Here is a 13302-nt window from a genome sequence, read left to right as displayed (position 1 = left end):
CCCATGACCAGCGAAAATCTGTTCTCCAGCACCATGGCTGAGATGACGGCCAATGCGGTTGCAGAGGCAGCCAGCCGCAAGGCCGCGGTGCTGCTGCCGGCCGGAGTCATGGAAGCGCATGGACCGCATCTGCCGATTGGCACCGACGCCTTCATCGCGCTGCAGCTCTGCCGGGCGACGCAGAAATACGCGGCCGCACGCGGCAAGGAGACGGTTATTGCGCCGCCCTATTATTGGGGGATCAACGGCGTGCTCGGCGAATTCGTGGGGAGCTTTCGCATTCGGACTGAGACGGCCGCCGCCTTGCTGACGGACGTCATCGATTCCTTGGTGGCCAACGGGTTTCCCGACGTTTTCGTCGTCAGCCATCACGGTGACCGAGCCCACAACGACATGATCCTGGATGTGTTGCAGAAGGCGCATCTGCGCGGCCAGGCCGGCGCGCGCTGGCTATATGCGCCGACGCGATGGAATATGATCAAACGCCTCGGACAGACCGGCGAGGAGCCGATCTGGGTGCGTTGGGATCATGATCCCGCGCTCGACGACTTCAAGGTCACTGGCGTGTTTGGTGTCCATGCGGACGAATACGAGACTGCGGCGATCGTCCGCCACTATCCTGAGACCGTCGATTTTGAAGCGTTGCGCGGCCTGGAGCCGACCAAGCTCACCGTTGACGATCTCGCCGTCTGGCGACAGGGCGGTGAGGCGGCCCGGCGATTGACGCCGAATGGTTATTTCGGCGCGCCCAATCCGGTCGATCCCGACCTCTGGCGCTTCTACGACGAAACGGCCAAAATTATGGCTGAGGCTATCGCCAGGTAGTTGCTTGCTTGGAAATTTCAGCGATGGAGGCGAGCGGGTGGAGGCTAAACTGAGATTGCGGGACTACCTCCCGACGGCCGGCGCAAGAGCAATCTTCAATGGATGTGGGTCTTTTGCTGGTAGATATGGAATTCTTGATCTGACCAAGCCCGTCTCGTTTCAGGGCTGGCGAGCCGGAGCAAGAGCGTCTTGGGTTTTTATCGTTTCAGCCCGACTGAGCTCAGGTCTGGACCAATTGCTGAGACAGATCGGTTGTGCAGTTACCGCATCTTTTGCTTTAGGTCATCGCGAGCGGACGAGAGTACATTTCGAAAGATAGCGGAGAGGGCCGGCTTCACCATCGAAGAATTGTGGTCGAATGCCCAGACCGTATAGTCGTAGCCGTAAAGGGTTGTCACGCCACCCTACGAATCGATGGGCTCGGCGAAGTTCGAGAGCCCTTCCGGAAACTGATCGACGAGGTCGGAAGGTTTGCGTCGGCAAAATAGCATACGGCTGGCGGTCAGCGGCTACATCGCAGCGCCCGGGATGCTAGGAGTGGCGATCAGTTAGGCTTGTCCGCAAAAATCGCGACCAAGCTTATCAAGATGTCCGTGGTCGACCGACCGTTCGCGTCTGTTTCCGCGATCAGAGACCGCCTCGATGTTAGATCTGAGTAGTTCTCGCCGCCTGGACCTGGCTCAAACTTCCCCATGATGGATTGGAACGAGAGTTTAATTCTTTCAATTGGGTAGAGGGCCGCGTGTGCACGACGTGTGCACCGGGAGATCAAGGAAAAATCTTGCGATAGCCGACGTAAGCAAGCTTCTGAAATGGGCGAGCGGCCGCGGGGAAAGCGTCACTTCTTCGCCGCATATTCGCGCGGCTATCTGCGGCTTATTCGATCAACGATGAGCATCCTGGGATGGGAAGCAACTGGCTCTCAATCAGCGGGTCCCAGGTCGGAGCTTGGTGCGCACACCGTTTGCAAATGGTCGGTATAGTGTAGCTCTGCGATTTCAATCGCTGGGGTCCTAGCGGTCGATCCAGACGGTCATGCCCGGCTCAATGCCGGCCATCTCTCCCTTGGGATCGAGGCGAAGGCGAAGCGTGTTGCGGTCATGATCGCCAATCACACGCTCTGCCTGCCAGGTGGCAAACACGCCGAGCGGCCGCAGCTCGGTGATGACCGCCTTCGTCGCGCTATTGGCACCGTTCCGCATCACATTCGCGGTTTCTCCCATCGCGAGACGATCGAGATGGTCCTCGCGCACGTTGAAGGAGAGCCATTGCCTGCCTGCGGCCTCGACCATCAGGATCGGCTGGCCCGCGCGAACGTTCTCGCCGACCTCGGCGGCGATGACGCTGACCACGCCGTCGGCCGGCGCGCGCAACACCATCTTGTCGAGGCGGCGCTCGAGCACGGTGACCGCGGCGGCCGCGGCCTGCACCTGCGTGTCGGCGATAGCGCGCTCTTCCCGGGTCGGGCCGGCCACGGCCGCATCGTAATTGGCCTGGGCCTCGGCCACGCCGGCGCGTGCGCTGGCGACGTCGTTCTCGGCCTGGTCGAGCGACTGCTGGGATTCAAAGCTCTGGCGCGCCAGCGTGCTGGTCCGGGTGAGCTGGGCCTGCACGAAGTCGAGGCGGGCGCTGGCCTTGGCGATGGCGGCTTTCAGCGAGTCGACCTGCTCGCGACGAACGCCGGCATAGACGTTGTTGCGGTTGGCGGTTGCCGACGCGAGCGCGGCACGCGCCTGGTCCGCCTGCGCCGTCAACTCCACCGCCGATAGCCGCGCCACGACGTCGCCGGCCTTCACAGAGGCCCTCTTCTTGGCCGCAATCGAGACCAGCTGGCCGTTGACCTCCGGCTCGACCCTGATCTCGGTCGCGCGCACGACGCCGACGATGGCTGCGGGTGGTGCCGAGTGGCGCATGACATAGAGCAGCGCGCCCCGCCGCGACCAGCGCGAGCGGAATCGCGACGAAGGCGGCAGGTCTAAGGTTGGGCATGTCCCTGTCTCCTCCTGACGGCAAATGCCGAGATCACCGCAAGCGCGAAATAGCCGAGCGCCAGGCACCACAATGCGAGCCAGTCATGCCCAACCTCCCAGATGCCGGCGCCGAGCTGGTTGATGCGCACGAGGCCGTCGATCGCGGAGTCGGCCGGGAATAACCGGCCGAACGCAAGGGCCACGTCCGGAATCGCTTCGCGCGGCCATGCGAAGCCGGCCATGAAGAACTGCGGCAGGCTCGTCGCCAGCAGCAGGATGGTTGCGTTCTCCGGCCGCGTGAACCAGGCCCCGACAGCCTGCCCCATGAAGCTCGTTGCCAGCAGAAAGACACTCGCGAGCGCGAGGATCTGCGGAAGATGGCCGAGTGTCGAAAAACCGTAGATCCGCGGCAGCACGATGAGATAGAGCGCGAGCGCAGGAAGGTAGACGGTCAGATGCGCGATGCCGCGGCCGAGCACGCCGGCAAAGGCTGCGCCTCCGCTCGCCAGCGCGGTGCCGGTCAGCATCGCTGCGCCGATCAGCAGGGTCTGCTGCAGGATCAGGATGAACGCCGCCGGAACGACGTAGCTCGCATAGCCGCCCACCGGGTTGAAGATCGGCTGCAGCAACACGTCGGCCGGGCTCGACGTCGCGAGCTTCGCCTTGACGAGGCTGCCATCCGAGCGCGCGCCGCGCGAAACCAGCTCGGACGTCAAGGTTCCGATAGCGGTGGCGACCCCGCTGGCGCTCGATCTGAAGATGAACAGATAGGTTGCGTCCGCATAGACGGGTATGTGGGCGGTGATGCCCTTGAGCACGTCGCGTTCGGTGTCGGGTGGAATCTCGACGGCGGCAAAGGCCTGCCCGCGATCGATCGCGCTGTGCGCCTCGGCGAGCGTTCGGGCGCGAACCGTCACGCTCAATGCGCCGCTCGCATCCAGCGTCTCGACGATCTGCCGGCTGAGATCGCTGAGATCGTTGTCGACGACCGCAATCGGGAGCTTGCGAAGGATCTGGTTCAGATAGGGCTGCGGATAGTAGATGCCGTAGACCAGGGGAGCGAGAAACAGCAGAGCGAAGGCGCCCCGCGTTCCCAGCACGCGCCGCCACTCCGCCACGAAGGCGCCGCCGACGCCGCGCGGTGTGGAGATGACCTCGTGTGGCTCGGCAGGCCGCGCTGTTGCGAACCAGCCCTTGCGGGTGACGTTCGCCATGCACATCCACGCCAGGCCGGCAAAGACCAGCGCCAGGCCGGCAAGTGCAGCGAAGGGAATAGCGGAATCCGCGACCGGCAATCCCCGCGCGGCTTGTCCCAGCAGGACGGCCATGTACCAGCGAAGCGGCAGGATCGCGCTCCATGCCTGCGCAAAGGCATTCATGCCGATGGTGGGAAAGCCGACGCCGGCATAGCCGAATGCGGGCGAGGCAATGAGGCCCGCAAGCCCGAGTCCGGTGGCGAGATCGCCGACCAGAAGCTGGAGCAGGGCGCCGAGCGACAGATAGGCGATGATCAGCAGCGAGGCTGCAGCGATCATCAACGGCAAGTCGCCCTTGAAGGGAATCTCCAGCACGCCCTCCAGGAACAGCGGCTCGGCCAGCATGATCAAAATGAAGAGGCAGAACAGCGGCGCGAGCTTGCCGGCCAGCGCGACAAGCGGATCGCCGCCGGCGCTTTCGAGCCAGGCCCGCGCGTCGCGGCGGCGGAATTCGGAGCCGACGGAATAGCCGGCGGCAAGGGTCATCACCACATGGATGATGGTCGGCAGCAGCGCGCGCAGCAGGAACTGCGCGTAGTTCTTCTGCGGATTGACGAGCGCCATGGTCTCCGCCTTGAGCGCTCCCAGGGACGCTGGCGCAGGTGCCGCGCGACTGGCGGGAGCGGCCACCGCTGCCGCTGCGGAAAGTGAATCGCTCAGACCCGAGGATGCGATCCCGGAAGGAGTCAAAAACTGCTGGTTATAAAATCCGACGATCTGCGGGCGGCGCGCGGCCTTCAGGTCGCGCTCGAAATCCGGCGGAATGTGGACGGCCGAAATCGACTTGCCGGAGCGTATGTCCTGCACGGCCGTGGACAGCGTGCCGGAGCGGTCGACGATCTTCAGGCTTGGCGACGCCGCAATGTATTCCACCAGGGCACGCGACGCGTCCGACTTGTCCTCGTCGACGACAGTCACGCCGAGCCCGCGGATGACTGGATGGCTGAAGACCGTGGTGAGCACCACGAACGCGAACAGCGGCACGCCGAAGATCAGGAGCAGCGCCACGCGGTCATGAAGCAGCCAGCGGCACTCGCGCCGCGCGACCAGCAGAAATCCGGGCTTTGGCGCCGGCCTCATGGCCGCGACCGCCAGTCGAGATAGGCGCTCATTCCCGGTCGCAGCTCGGGCACCGGTTGCACCGGATAGGCACGGATCGAAAACGTCCGCAGGTCGAAATCACCCGAAGCACGCGTGGCCCGCCAGCTTGCATATTCGCCCTTGGTCGCGATGAGCTTGACCTCGACTGTCACCGAGCGGTCGCCGAGGGCGGGAATGCGGACATCGAAGCGATCGCCGACCTTGAGGCCTTTGACGAGATCCTCGCGCAGATCGAAATGCACCCAGAGGTCCGCGAGATTGATCAAGGTGACGAGCGGGACGCCCGGCGAGACGTATTCGCCGGGTTCCACATTACGCTGATAGATCTGCGAGGCTACGGGCGCATAAACCACGAGCTGGTCGATGATCGACTGGACACTCTGGATATCGGCACTGGCCTTTTCGACATTGGTATTGGCAATGGCCCGCTCCTCCTTGGTGTAGCCATTGACCGCCTGCTCATAGGCCGATTTGGCCTGGTCGACGGCGCGCTCGCTTTCGTGCAGCGCATCGGTGGCCTGATCGAGGCGGGCTTGCGGCGCGTTGCCTTGCTCGGTCAAGGTGTGTGTGCGGTCAAACGTCTTCTGTGCCAGCACCAGCGCCGCCTGGGCGCGCTCCATCTCCGCCTTCCGTGCCGCGATCACTTCCACCCGCGTTCCGACGAGTACGTTGGCAAGCTGGGCGTCCGCAACGGCCTTGGCCGCCTTCATCTGGTCGTGTTTGGCCAGCGTTTCCGGATTGTCGATCTGGACCAGCACCGCGCCCGCAGCGACGTTCTGGCCGCGCTCGACGGGAATCTTGCCGACCCGTCCGTCCACGCGCGCCGCGATATCGAGCCGCGTTGCATCGACCTCGCCCTGAACCAGCAAGGGTTCGGGTCGTAAGAGATAGAAGGCGGAAAGCGCGACGACGGCAGCCGCAACGACACCGACGATGATGGAAGGAGTACGTGTTGGGTTGCGCGTGGTTTTCGCCTGTTCGTTAGCCGGCTCGTCGGGTGTGTTTTGAATGTCCTTGTCAGAGCTCGGCGCGTCCATGCCTGACTCCCTTTCTGATGGCCGGATGGCCTCTAGTTTATTCGGTTGTGAGGCCCAGCCGCAATCGCGAGGCGATGAATGTTTTTGAGTCGGAGCCGACCATGTAACCTGTCCGTTACCCACGCTTGGATGTTTGATCCCTGACTTGTTGAAAGCTGCTGCTCTCGCAGTGGTGCTCGTCCCGACGTCCCGGGGGGCGCCAGGTGATCAAGCAGCAGACCCATCCCAGCGATGATATTCCTGTCCAAGATGAATGACGGCGATCGCGTCATAGTCGCGTCACCTGACCCGGTCCGTGGTCGGGCCAGGATGCAGGTGCGACATGCCAAACGCCGTCACGAAATCAAGCCCCACGATCCCTCGTCTCTTCGTCCTCGAATTGAACGCGGGCTGCATTCACCTGATGAATGCGGATGGCTCCGACCGCACGACCATCGTCACCGGCTGCCACCTTCCGGATGGCATCGTCGTGGATGTCGAGGCTGGCCATATCTACTGGACCAACATGGGCATCCCGAGCCTGGATGACGGGTCCATCGAGCGCGCCGACATCGACGGCAAGAACCGCAAGACCATCGTCCCGCGGGGACACACCCACACGCCGAAGCAGATCATCCTCGATAAGAAGGGCGGCAAGCTCTACTGGTGCGATCGCGAGGGTATGCGCGTCATGCGCTGTAACCTCGAGGGCTCGCGGCTGGAGACGCTCATCGAAGCGGGCCACGGCGAAGCCGATCGCAAGGACCAGATGCGATGGTGCGTCGGGCTGGCGATCGACCCGAAATTCGGTCGTATCTACTGGACGCAAAAGGGGCCTGATAATGCAGGGCTCGGTCGCATCTTCCGCGCCAATGTCGAAATCCCAGCCGGCCAGACCGCAGCCATGAGATCCGACATCGAGATATTCTACGACGGTCTGCCGGAGCCGATTGATCTGGAGATCGATCACCAGAGTCGAATTCTCTACTGGACCGATCGCGGTGATCCTCCGCGCGGCAACACGGTGAACCGGGCCTCGCTCGACAACAAGCCTGCCGAGCCGGAGATCGTGGTGACCCATCTCATGGAGGGGATCGGTATCGCGCTCGACGTTCCCAACGATCGCATGTTCGTGACCGATTTCGCGGGCTCGGTCTACTCCGCGCGGCTCGACGGGGCCGGCGAGCGCAACTTCCTCTACGCCCAGGGCAATCTCACCGGCATTGCCTATGCCGAAGTCTGACCAACGCATTGGAGAGAACGACATGACCGACACCAAGCCCATTCGCCGTATCGCCATCATCGGCACCGGCGTGATCGGCGCGAGCTGGAGCTCGCTATTTCTCGCCAAGGGATTGCAGGTCGTTGCGACCGATATCGCGCCGAACGCGGAAGCAGCACTAAGGAAGTTCGTCGAGACGGCCTGGCCGGCGCTCAAGCGATTGGGCTTGTCGCCCGGAGCTTCGCAGTCGAACCTCACGTTCACGCCCGACATCGCGCAGGCACTCGCCGGCTCCGACCTCGTCCAGGAGAACGGGCCCGAGCGGATCGAATTCAAGCAGAAGCTCTATGGCCAGCTCGACGAGCTGTTGCCGCCCGACGTGATCATCGCATCGAGCTCGTCGGGGCTCACCATGAGCGAAATCCAGAAGGGTGCCGCATCCCATCCCGAGCGCTGCGTCATCGCCCATCCGTTCAATCCGCCCCATCTGATCCCGCTGACGGAGATCGTCGGCGGGGCAAAGACCTCGGAAGCCACGATCCGGCGCGCAACGGAATTCTACACGTCGATCGGGCAACGGACGGTGCGCCTCAACAAGGAAATGCCGGGGCACGTCGCCAACCGCCTGCAGGCGGCGCTGAGCCGCGAAGTCTATTACCTCGTGGCCGAGGGCGTGGTGAGCGCCGCCGACGTCGACACCGCCCTGAGCTGGGGCCCGGGTTTGCGCTGGGGCGTCATGGGCAGCCTGATGCTGAACCATCTCGGTGGCGGTCCGGGCGGCATCGAGCACTTCTTCCAGCAGTTCACCGGCCCGATGACGGCCTGGTGGAAGACCCTCGGCTCGCCCGTGCTGACGCCGGACGTGCAAAAGAAACTCATCGACAGCGTCCATGCCGAGGCCGGATCGCGCACCATCGCGGAGCTGGAGGCGGAGCGCGACGAAATTCTGCTCGGCCTGATCGAGCTGCGCAAGAAGGCTGCGAAGCCGAGCTGACGCAATCGGCAGCGTCCGCGAGATCAATCATACCTTCAACCCTTCACTTTTCAGGCTTCCGAGCCGCAGCGAGGAGATATCGCAAATGTCCACCGCAAACACAGCAGGCAAGACCGCCGCGCCGAAGTCACCGCCGGCACCCAATGGCGATTTCTACCAACTGGTCGACCTCCTCACCCCGGACGAAAAGGCGCTCGTCAAGAAGGTGCGGACCTACATGGAGACCAAGGTCCAGCCGGTCATCAACAAGTACTGGTCCGACGACGCGTTTCCGTTCGAACTGCTGCCGTCGTTCAAGGAGCTTGGCCTCGGTGGGCTCGGCTTCAAGGGCTATGGCTGCGCGGGCGGCAGCCAGAAGCTGTTCGGCTTCGTGGCGATGGAGCTGGCGCGCACCGACGCCTCGTTCTGCACGTTCTTCGGCGTGCATAGCGGCCTCGCCATGGGCTCGATCTATCTCGACGGCTCCGAGGAGCAGAAGCAGAAATGGCTGCCGGCGATGGCGCGCTGGGAAAAGATTGGCTGCTTCGGCCTCACCGAGCCGCTGGTCGGCTCCGGAACGAGCGGCGGCCTGACCACGACGGCCAAGCGGGAAGGCGATACCTGGATTCTCAACGGACAGAAGCGATGGATCGGCAATGCGCCTTGGTGCGACATCTCCATCATCTGGGCGCGCGACCTTGCCGACAATCAGGTCAAGGGATTCATCGTCGAGAACAAGTCGACGCCCGGGTTCAGCGTCGAGAAGATCGAGCACAAGATCGCGCTCAAGGTGGTCCAGAACGGCCAGATCACGCTGAAGGACGTGCGGGTGCCTGAAGCGAACCGCCTCCAGGGCGGCAATTCCTTTCGCGACACCGCGCGCGTGCTGCGGATGACGCGCTACATGGTGGGCTGGGCATCGACCGGCATCCAGATGGGTGCATACGAGGCCACCCTCAAATATGCCCAGGAACGATTGCAATTCGGCAAGCCGATCGCCTCGTTTCAGCTGATCCAGGATCTGCTCGCCAAGATGCTCGGCAATCTGACCGCGTGCCAGTGCCTGATGCTCCGCCTGGCGCAGCTCGATGACGAAGGCAAGCTCGGCGACCATCACGCGGCACTGGCGAAGGCATTCTGCACGGCGAAGTCGCGCGAGACGGTCTCATGGGGCCGCGAGGTGCTGGGCGGCAACGGGATCGTCGCCGACTACAACGTCGCGCGCTTCTTCGCCGACGCCGAGGCGCTCTACTCCTACGAAGGCACCTATCAGATGCAGAATCTGATCGTCGGCAAGGCCATCACCGGTCACGGCGCTTTCCTCTGACCTTTCAGCGGGGCCGGCGCATCGGCGCCGGCTGCCCTACTCAGGAGACACGACCATGGTTTCGGGAACTGCACCGTTCACCCCTTCGCCTGCAACAGCACCAAGCTCAGCACCGAGAGCGGCGCTGGCCCTTGCGAACGTCCAGTACGAGAAAAAGGGCCCGATCGCCTACGTGACGGTCAATCGGCCTAAAGTGCTCAATGCACTCAATACGCCGACCTGGACCGATTTGCACGCGGCATTCGAGGATGCCAAAGCGGACGCGTCCGTGCGCGGCGTCATCCTCACCGGCGCTGGCGACAAGGCGTTCATCGCCGGCGCCGACATCAGTGAACTCGCCCATGTCGATGCTTACGACGCCGAGGAGTCCAGCCGGTTCGGCCAGGGTGTGCTGGACCTCATCGAAAATCTCGGCAAGCCGGTGATCGCGGCGATCAACGGCTTTGCGCTGGGCGGCGGCTGCGAGACGGCGATGGCCTGCACGATCAGGATTGCCGCCGAGCATGCCAAATTCGGTCAGCCCGAGGTCAAGCTCGGCCTGTTGCCCGGCGGTGGCGGAACGCAACGCCTGCCGCGCCTGGTGGGAAAGGGGCGTGCGTTGCAGCTGATCCTCACCGGCGAGACGATTTCCGCGCAGGAAGCCTATCGCATCGGCCTCGTCAACGAAGTCGTTGCTGCCAGCAGTCTGATCGATCGCGCCGAGACGGTCCTGAAGCAGATCATGGCCAACGCGCCGATCGCCGTGAAGTTCTCGCTGGAAGCGGCCAATAAGGGCATGGACACGAGCCAAAGCGAAGGCCTTGTGCTGGAAGCCTCGTTCTTCGGCATTTGCGCCGCCACCGAAGACAAGAAGGAAGGCACCGCAGCCTTCCTCGAAAAACGTGCGCCGCAGTTTCGCGGACGCTGAAACAAGGCCGCTCTGAGCGGATTTGGAAAGGACGCCCATGGCAAACGACAACATTTTCTCCGGACTGAAGGTGGTGGACCTCGCGAGCTTCATCGCGGGCCCGAGCGCCGCCGTGATCCTGTCCGACTTTGGCGCCGACGTGATCAAGGTGGAGCCGCCGAGCGGCGAGCTGTGGCGACATGCGAACCACCTCCCGCCGCAGCCGGTCGCCGACGATGCCTATCCCTGGCACCTGGCCAACCGCAACAAGCGCGGCATGGCACTCGACCTGAAATCTCCGGAGGCCCATCAGGTTCTCGAGAAACTGGTCAAATGGGCCGACGTGCTCATCGTCAACACGCCGCATCCGGCGCGCAAGAAACTGAAGCTCGAATATGAGGATGTGGTGGGGTGGAATCCGCGCCTGATCTACGCCGACATCACGGGCTTCGGCGACAAGGGACCGGACGCGAATCTTCCCGGCTTCGACATCACGTCCTACTGGGCCCGCAGCGGATTGCTGTCGATGACGCGCGATGCCGGTGCGCCGCCGACCTGGCCGGTGGCCGGCAGCGGCGACAACGCCACCGCCGTTGGGCTCTATTCGGCGATCGTCACGGCCCTGTATCGCCGTGAACGGACCGGGGAGGGAGCGCATGTCACCACCTCGCTTCTCGCCGAGGGCGTGTGGTCTGCCAGCGTCTCGATCCAGGCCGCGCTGTGCGATGCGAAATTCTTCGGGCTGCATGATCGCATGCACCCCGCAAATGCGGCCATGAACGTGTATCGCGCCAAGGATGATACCTGGTTCGTTCTCATCATCACGCCCGACAAGGTGGAGGCCGTGGCGAAGGCGATCGGCCGCCCCGATCTCCTGACTGATCCGCGGTTCTCCGACCCGGCGAAGCTGACGGCGAACATGACGGAGCTCACGGCGATTCTCGACGAGACCTTCTGTGCCGAGCCGATGGCACATTGGTACGAGGTATTCAACGGCGTTCACGTGACGTTCGGAGCAGTACGCGGGCCACAGGAGGTGATCAACGACCCCCAGCTCCGGGCCAACGACATCATCGTGCCCCTCGAGGGGGCGGGCGGCAAGCTGACGTCCACGATCTCCAGCCCGCTTCAGGTGCATGGTGTCGCCAAGGTGCCCGCGAAGCGCGCGCCGAAGATCGGAGAGCATAACGACGAGGTTCTCCGGCAGCTGGGATTCAGCGCGGCCGAGATTGATGGTCTGCACGCGAGCGGTACCGTTCCGAAGGCAAAGGGCCAAGCGGCCTAGCGCGATGACAGGGGGTGTGGCGGCGCTAGCCGCCGCGACCCTGCGTTGCGGTCAAACTCAGCAAAGGGTTCAGGAGTTCGACCATGGATGAGATCGTGACCGAACATGCCGCGGGCATCTTGCGTATCCAGTTGAACCGCCCGACAAAGCGGAACGCGATGACATCGGCCATGTACGTGGCTCTCGCTGATATCTTCAACGCGGCGGCGAATGACGAGGGTACGCGTGTCATTCTCTGGCATGGCGCGGGAGATTCGTTCTGCGCCGGCAATGACATCGATGACTTTCTCAAGAATCCTCCAGGACCGGGTGAATCGCCACAAGCGGGCCTCATGCATGCACTGGTTGACTTCGACAAGCCACTGGTCGCGGCAGTCCACGGCGCTGCGATCGGCGGCGGCACGACCATGCTGACGCACTGCGACTTCATCTACGCGGGCGAGAGCGCAAAATTCCAGATGCCCTTCATCAATCTGGCGCTCGTTCCGGAGTTCGGATCGAGCTGCTCAGTGCCGGCGCGGATCGGTCACGTCCGTGCAGCCGAGCTGATCTTGATGGGATCTCCATTCGATGCCCGGCGTGCGGCGGAGCTGGGACTGGTGACCGAAGTTGTCCCCGACAACGATCTCCGGGCGAAGGCAACCGACACGGCCCGGAAGTTGGCAGCGAAGCCCGCGGCTGCGTTACAGGCCAGCAAGCGGCTCATGAAGCAGCCATTTCGCGAGCAGATCAAGGCCGCGATGAAGGCCGAGAACGAAGAATTCAGCACGCAAGTCCGCTCCGAAGATGCAAGGGAAGCGTTCACGGCTTTCGTGGAAAGGCGCAAGCCCGACTTCACGCGAAACATCAAGTCTCAAGCGACTGCATGACCAAGGAAAAGCCGATGTACGTATGCGTATTGGTTGGAAGCCTGCGGAAGGCTTCGTTCAACGGGATGCTGGCGAATGCACTGATCTCGCTGGCGCCGTCCTCGATGAGGCTCGACATCGTCGAGATCGGAGGATTGCCATTTTACAATGAAGATCTCGATACCGCAGCTCCGCCCGCGCAATGGACCGCGTTCCGCCAGCGCATGAAGGCCGCCGACGCCGTTCTGTTCGTCACGCCGGAATATAACCGGTCAGTGCCTGCCGTGCTCAAGAACGCGCTGGATGTCGGTTCCAGGCCGTATGGACGCAGCGTCTGGGACCGCAAGCCGGGTGCGATCGTCAGCGGCTCGCCCGGGGCGATCGGAGGCTTCGGCGCCAATCATCATCTCAGGCAATCGCTCGTGTTTCTGAACGTGCCGACCCTGCAGCAGCCTGAGGCCTATCTCGGGCATGTCGACAAGCTGTTCGATGAGCACGGCAAGCTCGCTGGCGACGGCACCAGCAAATTCCTCCAGGCGTTCATGCAGGCGTTCGCCAATTGGGCCGAGACGGTTCGGCCGAAATGATCCGAT

11 protein-coding genes are annotated in these 13302 nt (G+C 63.3%); 8 read left to right on the top strand and 3 right to left on the bottom strand.

Annotated elements, in window-relative coordinates; translation table 11 throughout:
- Window positions 1-3 precede the first annotated feature (3 nt).
- Window positions 4-825: a creatininase family protein gene (locus tag ACVJ5M_RS31380; RefSeq protein ID WP_063984111.1), complete on the top strand. Its 822-nt coding sequence runs from the start codon at window positions 4-6 to the stop codon at window positions 823-825.
- A 1013-nt stretch (window positions 826-1838) separates the two neighbouring features.
- On the opposite strand, the gene ACVJ5M_RS31375 is transcribed toward ACVJ5M_RS31380, so the two are convergent.
- The 3 genes from ACVJ5M_RS31375 to ACVJ5M_RS31365 all read right to left on the bottom strand — a co-directional run bounded on the left by ACVJ5M_RS31375 (window position 1839) and on the right by ACVJ5M_RS31365 (window position 6189).
- Entirely contained in the window at window positions 1839-2738 is a 900-nt protein-coding gene (locus ACVJ5M_RS31375; protein ID WP_456679561.1) for an HlyD family secretion protein, read from the bottom strand.
- A gap of 62 nt (window positions 2739-2800) precedes the next feature.
- The gene (locus ACVJ5M_RS31370) at window positions 2801-5131 is read right to left on the bottom strand and encodes an ABC transporter permease (RefSeq protein ID WP_456679560.1); all 2331 of its coding nucleotides are present in this window, start codon (window positions 5129-5131) and stop codon (window positions 2801-2803) included.
- Complete coding sequence (locus tag ACVJ5M_RS31365) at window positions 5128-6189, bottom strand: HlyD family secretion protein (protein WP_283017535.1); 1062 nt, start codon at window positions 6187-6189, stop codon at window positions 5128-5130. Before ACVJ5M_RS31365 ends, ACVJ5M_RS31370 begins: the two co-directional genes overlap by 4 nt.
- 322 nt (window positions 6190-6511) lie before the next feature.
- Between ACVJ5M_RS31365 and ACVJ5M_RS31360 the strand changes: the two genes are divergently transcribed.
- From ACVJ5M_RS31360 to ACVJ5M_RS31330, 7 genes are all read left to right on the top strand, one after another.
- Window positions 6512-7411: a hypothetical protein gene (locus tag ACVJ5M_RS31360; protein ID WP_063984106.1), complete on the top strand. Its 900-nt coding sequence runs from the start codon at window positions 6512-6514 to the stop codon at window positions 7409-7411.
- Between the two features lie 22 nt (window positions 7412-7433).
- Window positions 7434-8384 (top strand): 3-hydroxyacyl-CoA dehydrogenase NAD-binding domain-containing protein, encoded by a 951-nt coding sequence (locus ACVJ5M_RS31355; protein ID WP_063986479.1) that lies wholly within the window; start codon window positions 7434-7436, stop codon window positions 8382-8384.
- Between the two features lie 85 nt (window positions 8385-8469).
- Window positions 8470-9690 carry an acyl-CoA dehydrogenase family protein gene (locus tag ACVJ5M_RS31350; protein ID WP_063984105.1) on the top strand — a complete coding sequence of 407 codons (1221 nt, stop codon included), beginning with the start codon at window positions 8470-8472 and terminating at the stop codon, window positions 9688-9690.
- Window positions 9691-9745: 55 nt separating this feature from the next.
- Window positions 9746-10597: an enoyl-CoA hydratase-related protein gene (locus ACVJ5M_RS31345; protein ID WP_084795195.1), complete on the top strand. Its 852-nt coding sequence runs from the start codon at window positions 9746-9748 to the stop codon at window positions 10595-10597.
- Window positions 10598-10634: 37 nt separating this feature from the next.
- Window positions 10635-11861 (top strand): CaiB/BaiF CoA transferase family protein, encoded by a 1227-nt coding sequence (locus tag ACVJ5M_RS31340; RefSeq protein WP_063984104.1) that lies wholly within the window; start codon window positions 10635-10637, stop codon window positions 11859-11861.
- Window positions 11862-11944: 83 nt separating this feature from the next.
- On the top strand, window positions 11945-12730 hold the full coding sequence (locus ACVJ5M_RS31335) for an enoyl-CoA hydratase (protein WP_063984103.1): 786 nt from the start codon (window positions 11945-11947) through the stop codon (window positions 12728-12730).
- Complete coding sequence (locus ACVJ5M_RS31330; protein ID WP_199877105.1) at window positions 12727-13296, top strand: NADPH-dependent FMN reductase; 570 nt, start codon at window positions 12727-12729, stop codon at window positions 13294-13296. The genes ACVJ5M_RS31335 and ACVJ5M_RS31330 overlap by 4 nt, the downstream gene beginning before the upstream one ends.
- Window positions 13297-13302: the final 6 nt, after the last annotated feature.

It is taken from the genome of Bradyrhizobium sp. S3.7.6, from assembly GCF_054061875.1.
The sequence above is the reverse complement of the archived record's forward strand: the minus strand, read 5'-3'. Positions and strand labels throughout refer to the sequence as shown.

Excerpts from the sequence above, each read along its gene's own strand:
- ACVJ5M_RS31380 (WP_063984111.1), top strand. The coding sequence starts at position 4 with ATGACCAGCGAAAATCTGTTCTCCAGCACCATGGCTGAGATGACGGCC.
- ACVJ5M_RS31375 (WP_456679561.1), bottom strand. The coding sequence starts at position 2,738 with ATGCGCCACTCGGCACCACCCGCAGCCATCGTCGGCGTCGTGCGCGCG.
- ACVJ5M_RS31370 (WP_456679560.1), bottom strand. The coding sequence starts at position 5,131 with ATGAGGCCGGCGCCAAAGCCCGGATTTCTGCTGGTCGCGCGGCGCGAG.
- ACVJ5M_RS31365 (WP_283017535.1), bottom strand. The coding sequence starts at position 6,189 with ATGGACGCGCCGAGCTCTGACAAGGACATTCAAAACACACCCGACGAG.
- ACVJ5M_RS31360 (WP_063984106.1), top strand. The coding sequence starts at position 6,512 with ATGCCAAACGCCGTCACGAAATCAAGCCCCACGATCCCTCGTCTCTTC.
- ACVJ5M_RS31355 (WP_063986479.1), top strand. The coding sequence starts at position 7,434 with ATGACCGACACCAAGCCCATTCGCCGTATCGCCATCATCGGCACCGGC.
- ACVJ5M_RS31350 (WP_063984105.1), top strand. The coding sequence starts at position 8,470 with ATGTCCACCGCAAACACAGCAGGCAAGACCGCCGCGCCGAAGTCACCG.
- ACVJ5M_RS31345 (WP_084795195.1), top strand. The coding sequence starts at position 9,746 with ATGGTTTCGGGAACTGCACCGTTCACCCCTTCGCCTGCAACAGCACCA.
- ACVJ5M_RS31340 (WP_063984104.1), top strand. The coding sequence starts at position 10,635 with ATGGCAAACGACAACATTTTCTCCGGACTGAAGGTGGTGGACCTCGCG.
- ACVJ5M_RS31335 (WP_063984103.1), top strand. The coding sequence starts at position 11,945 with ATGGATGAGATCGTGACCGAACATGCCGCGGGCATCTTGCGTATCCAG.
- ACVJ5M_RS31330 (WP_199877105.1), top strand. The coding sequence starts at position 12,727 with ATGACCAAGGAAAAGCCGATGTACGTATGCGTATTGGTTGGAAGCCTG.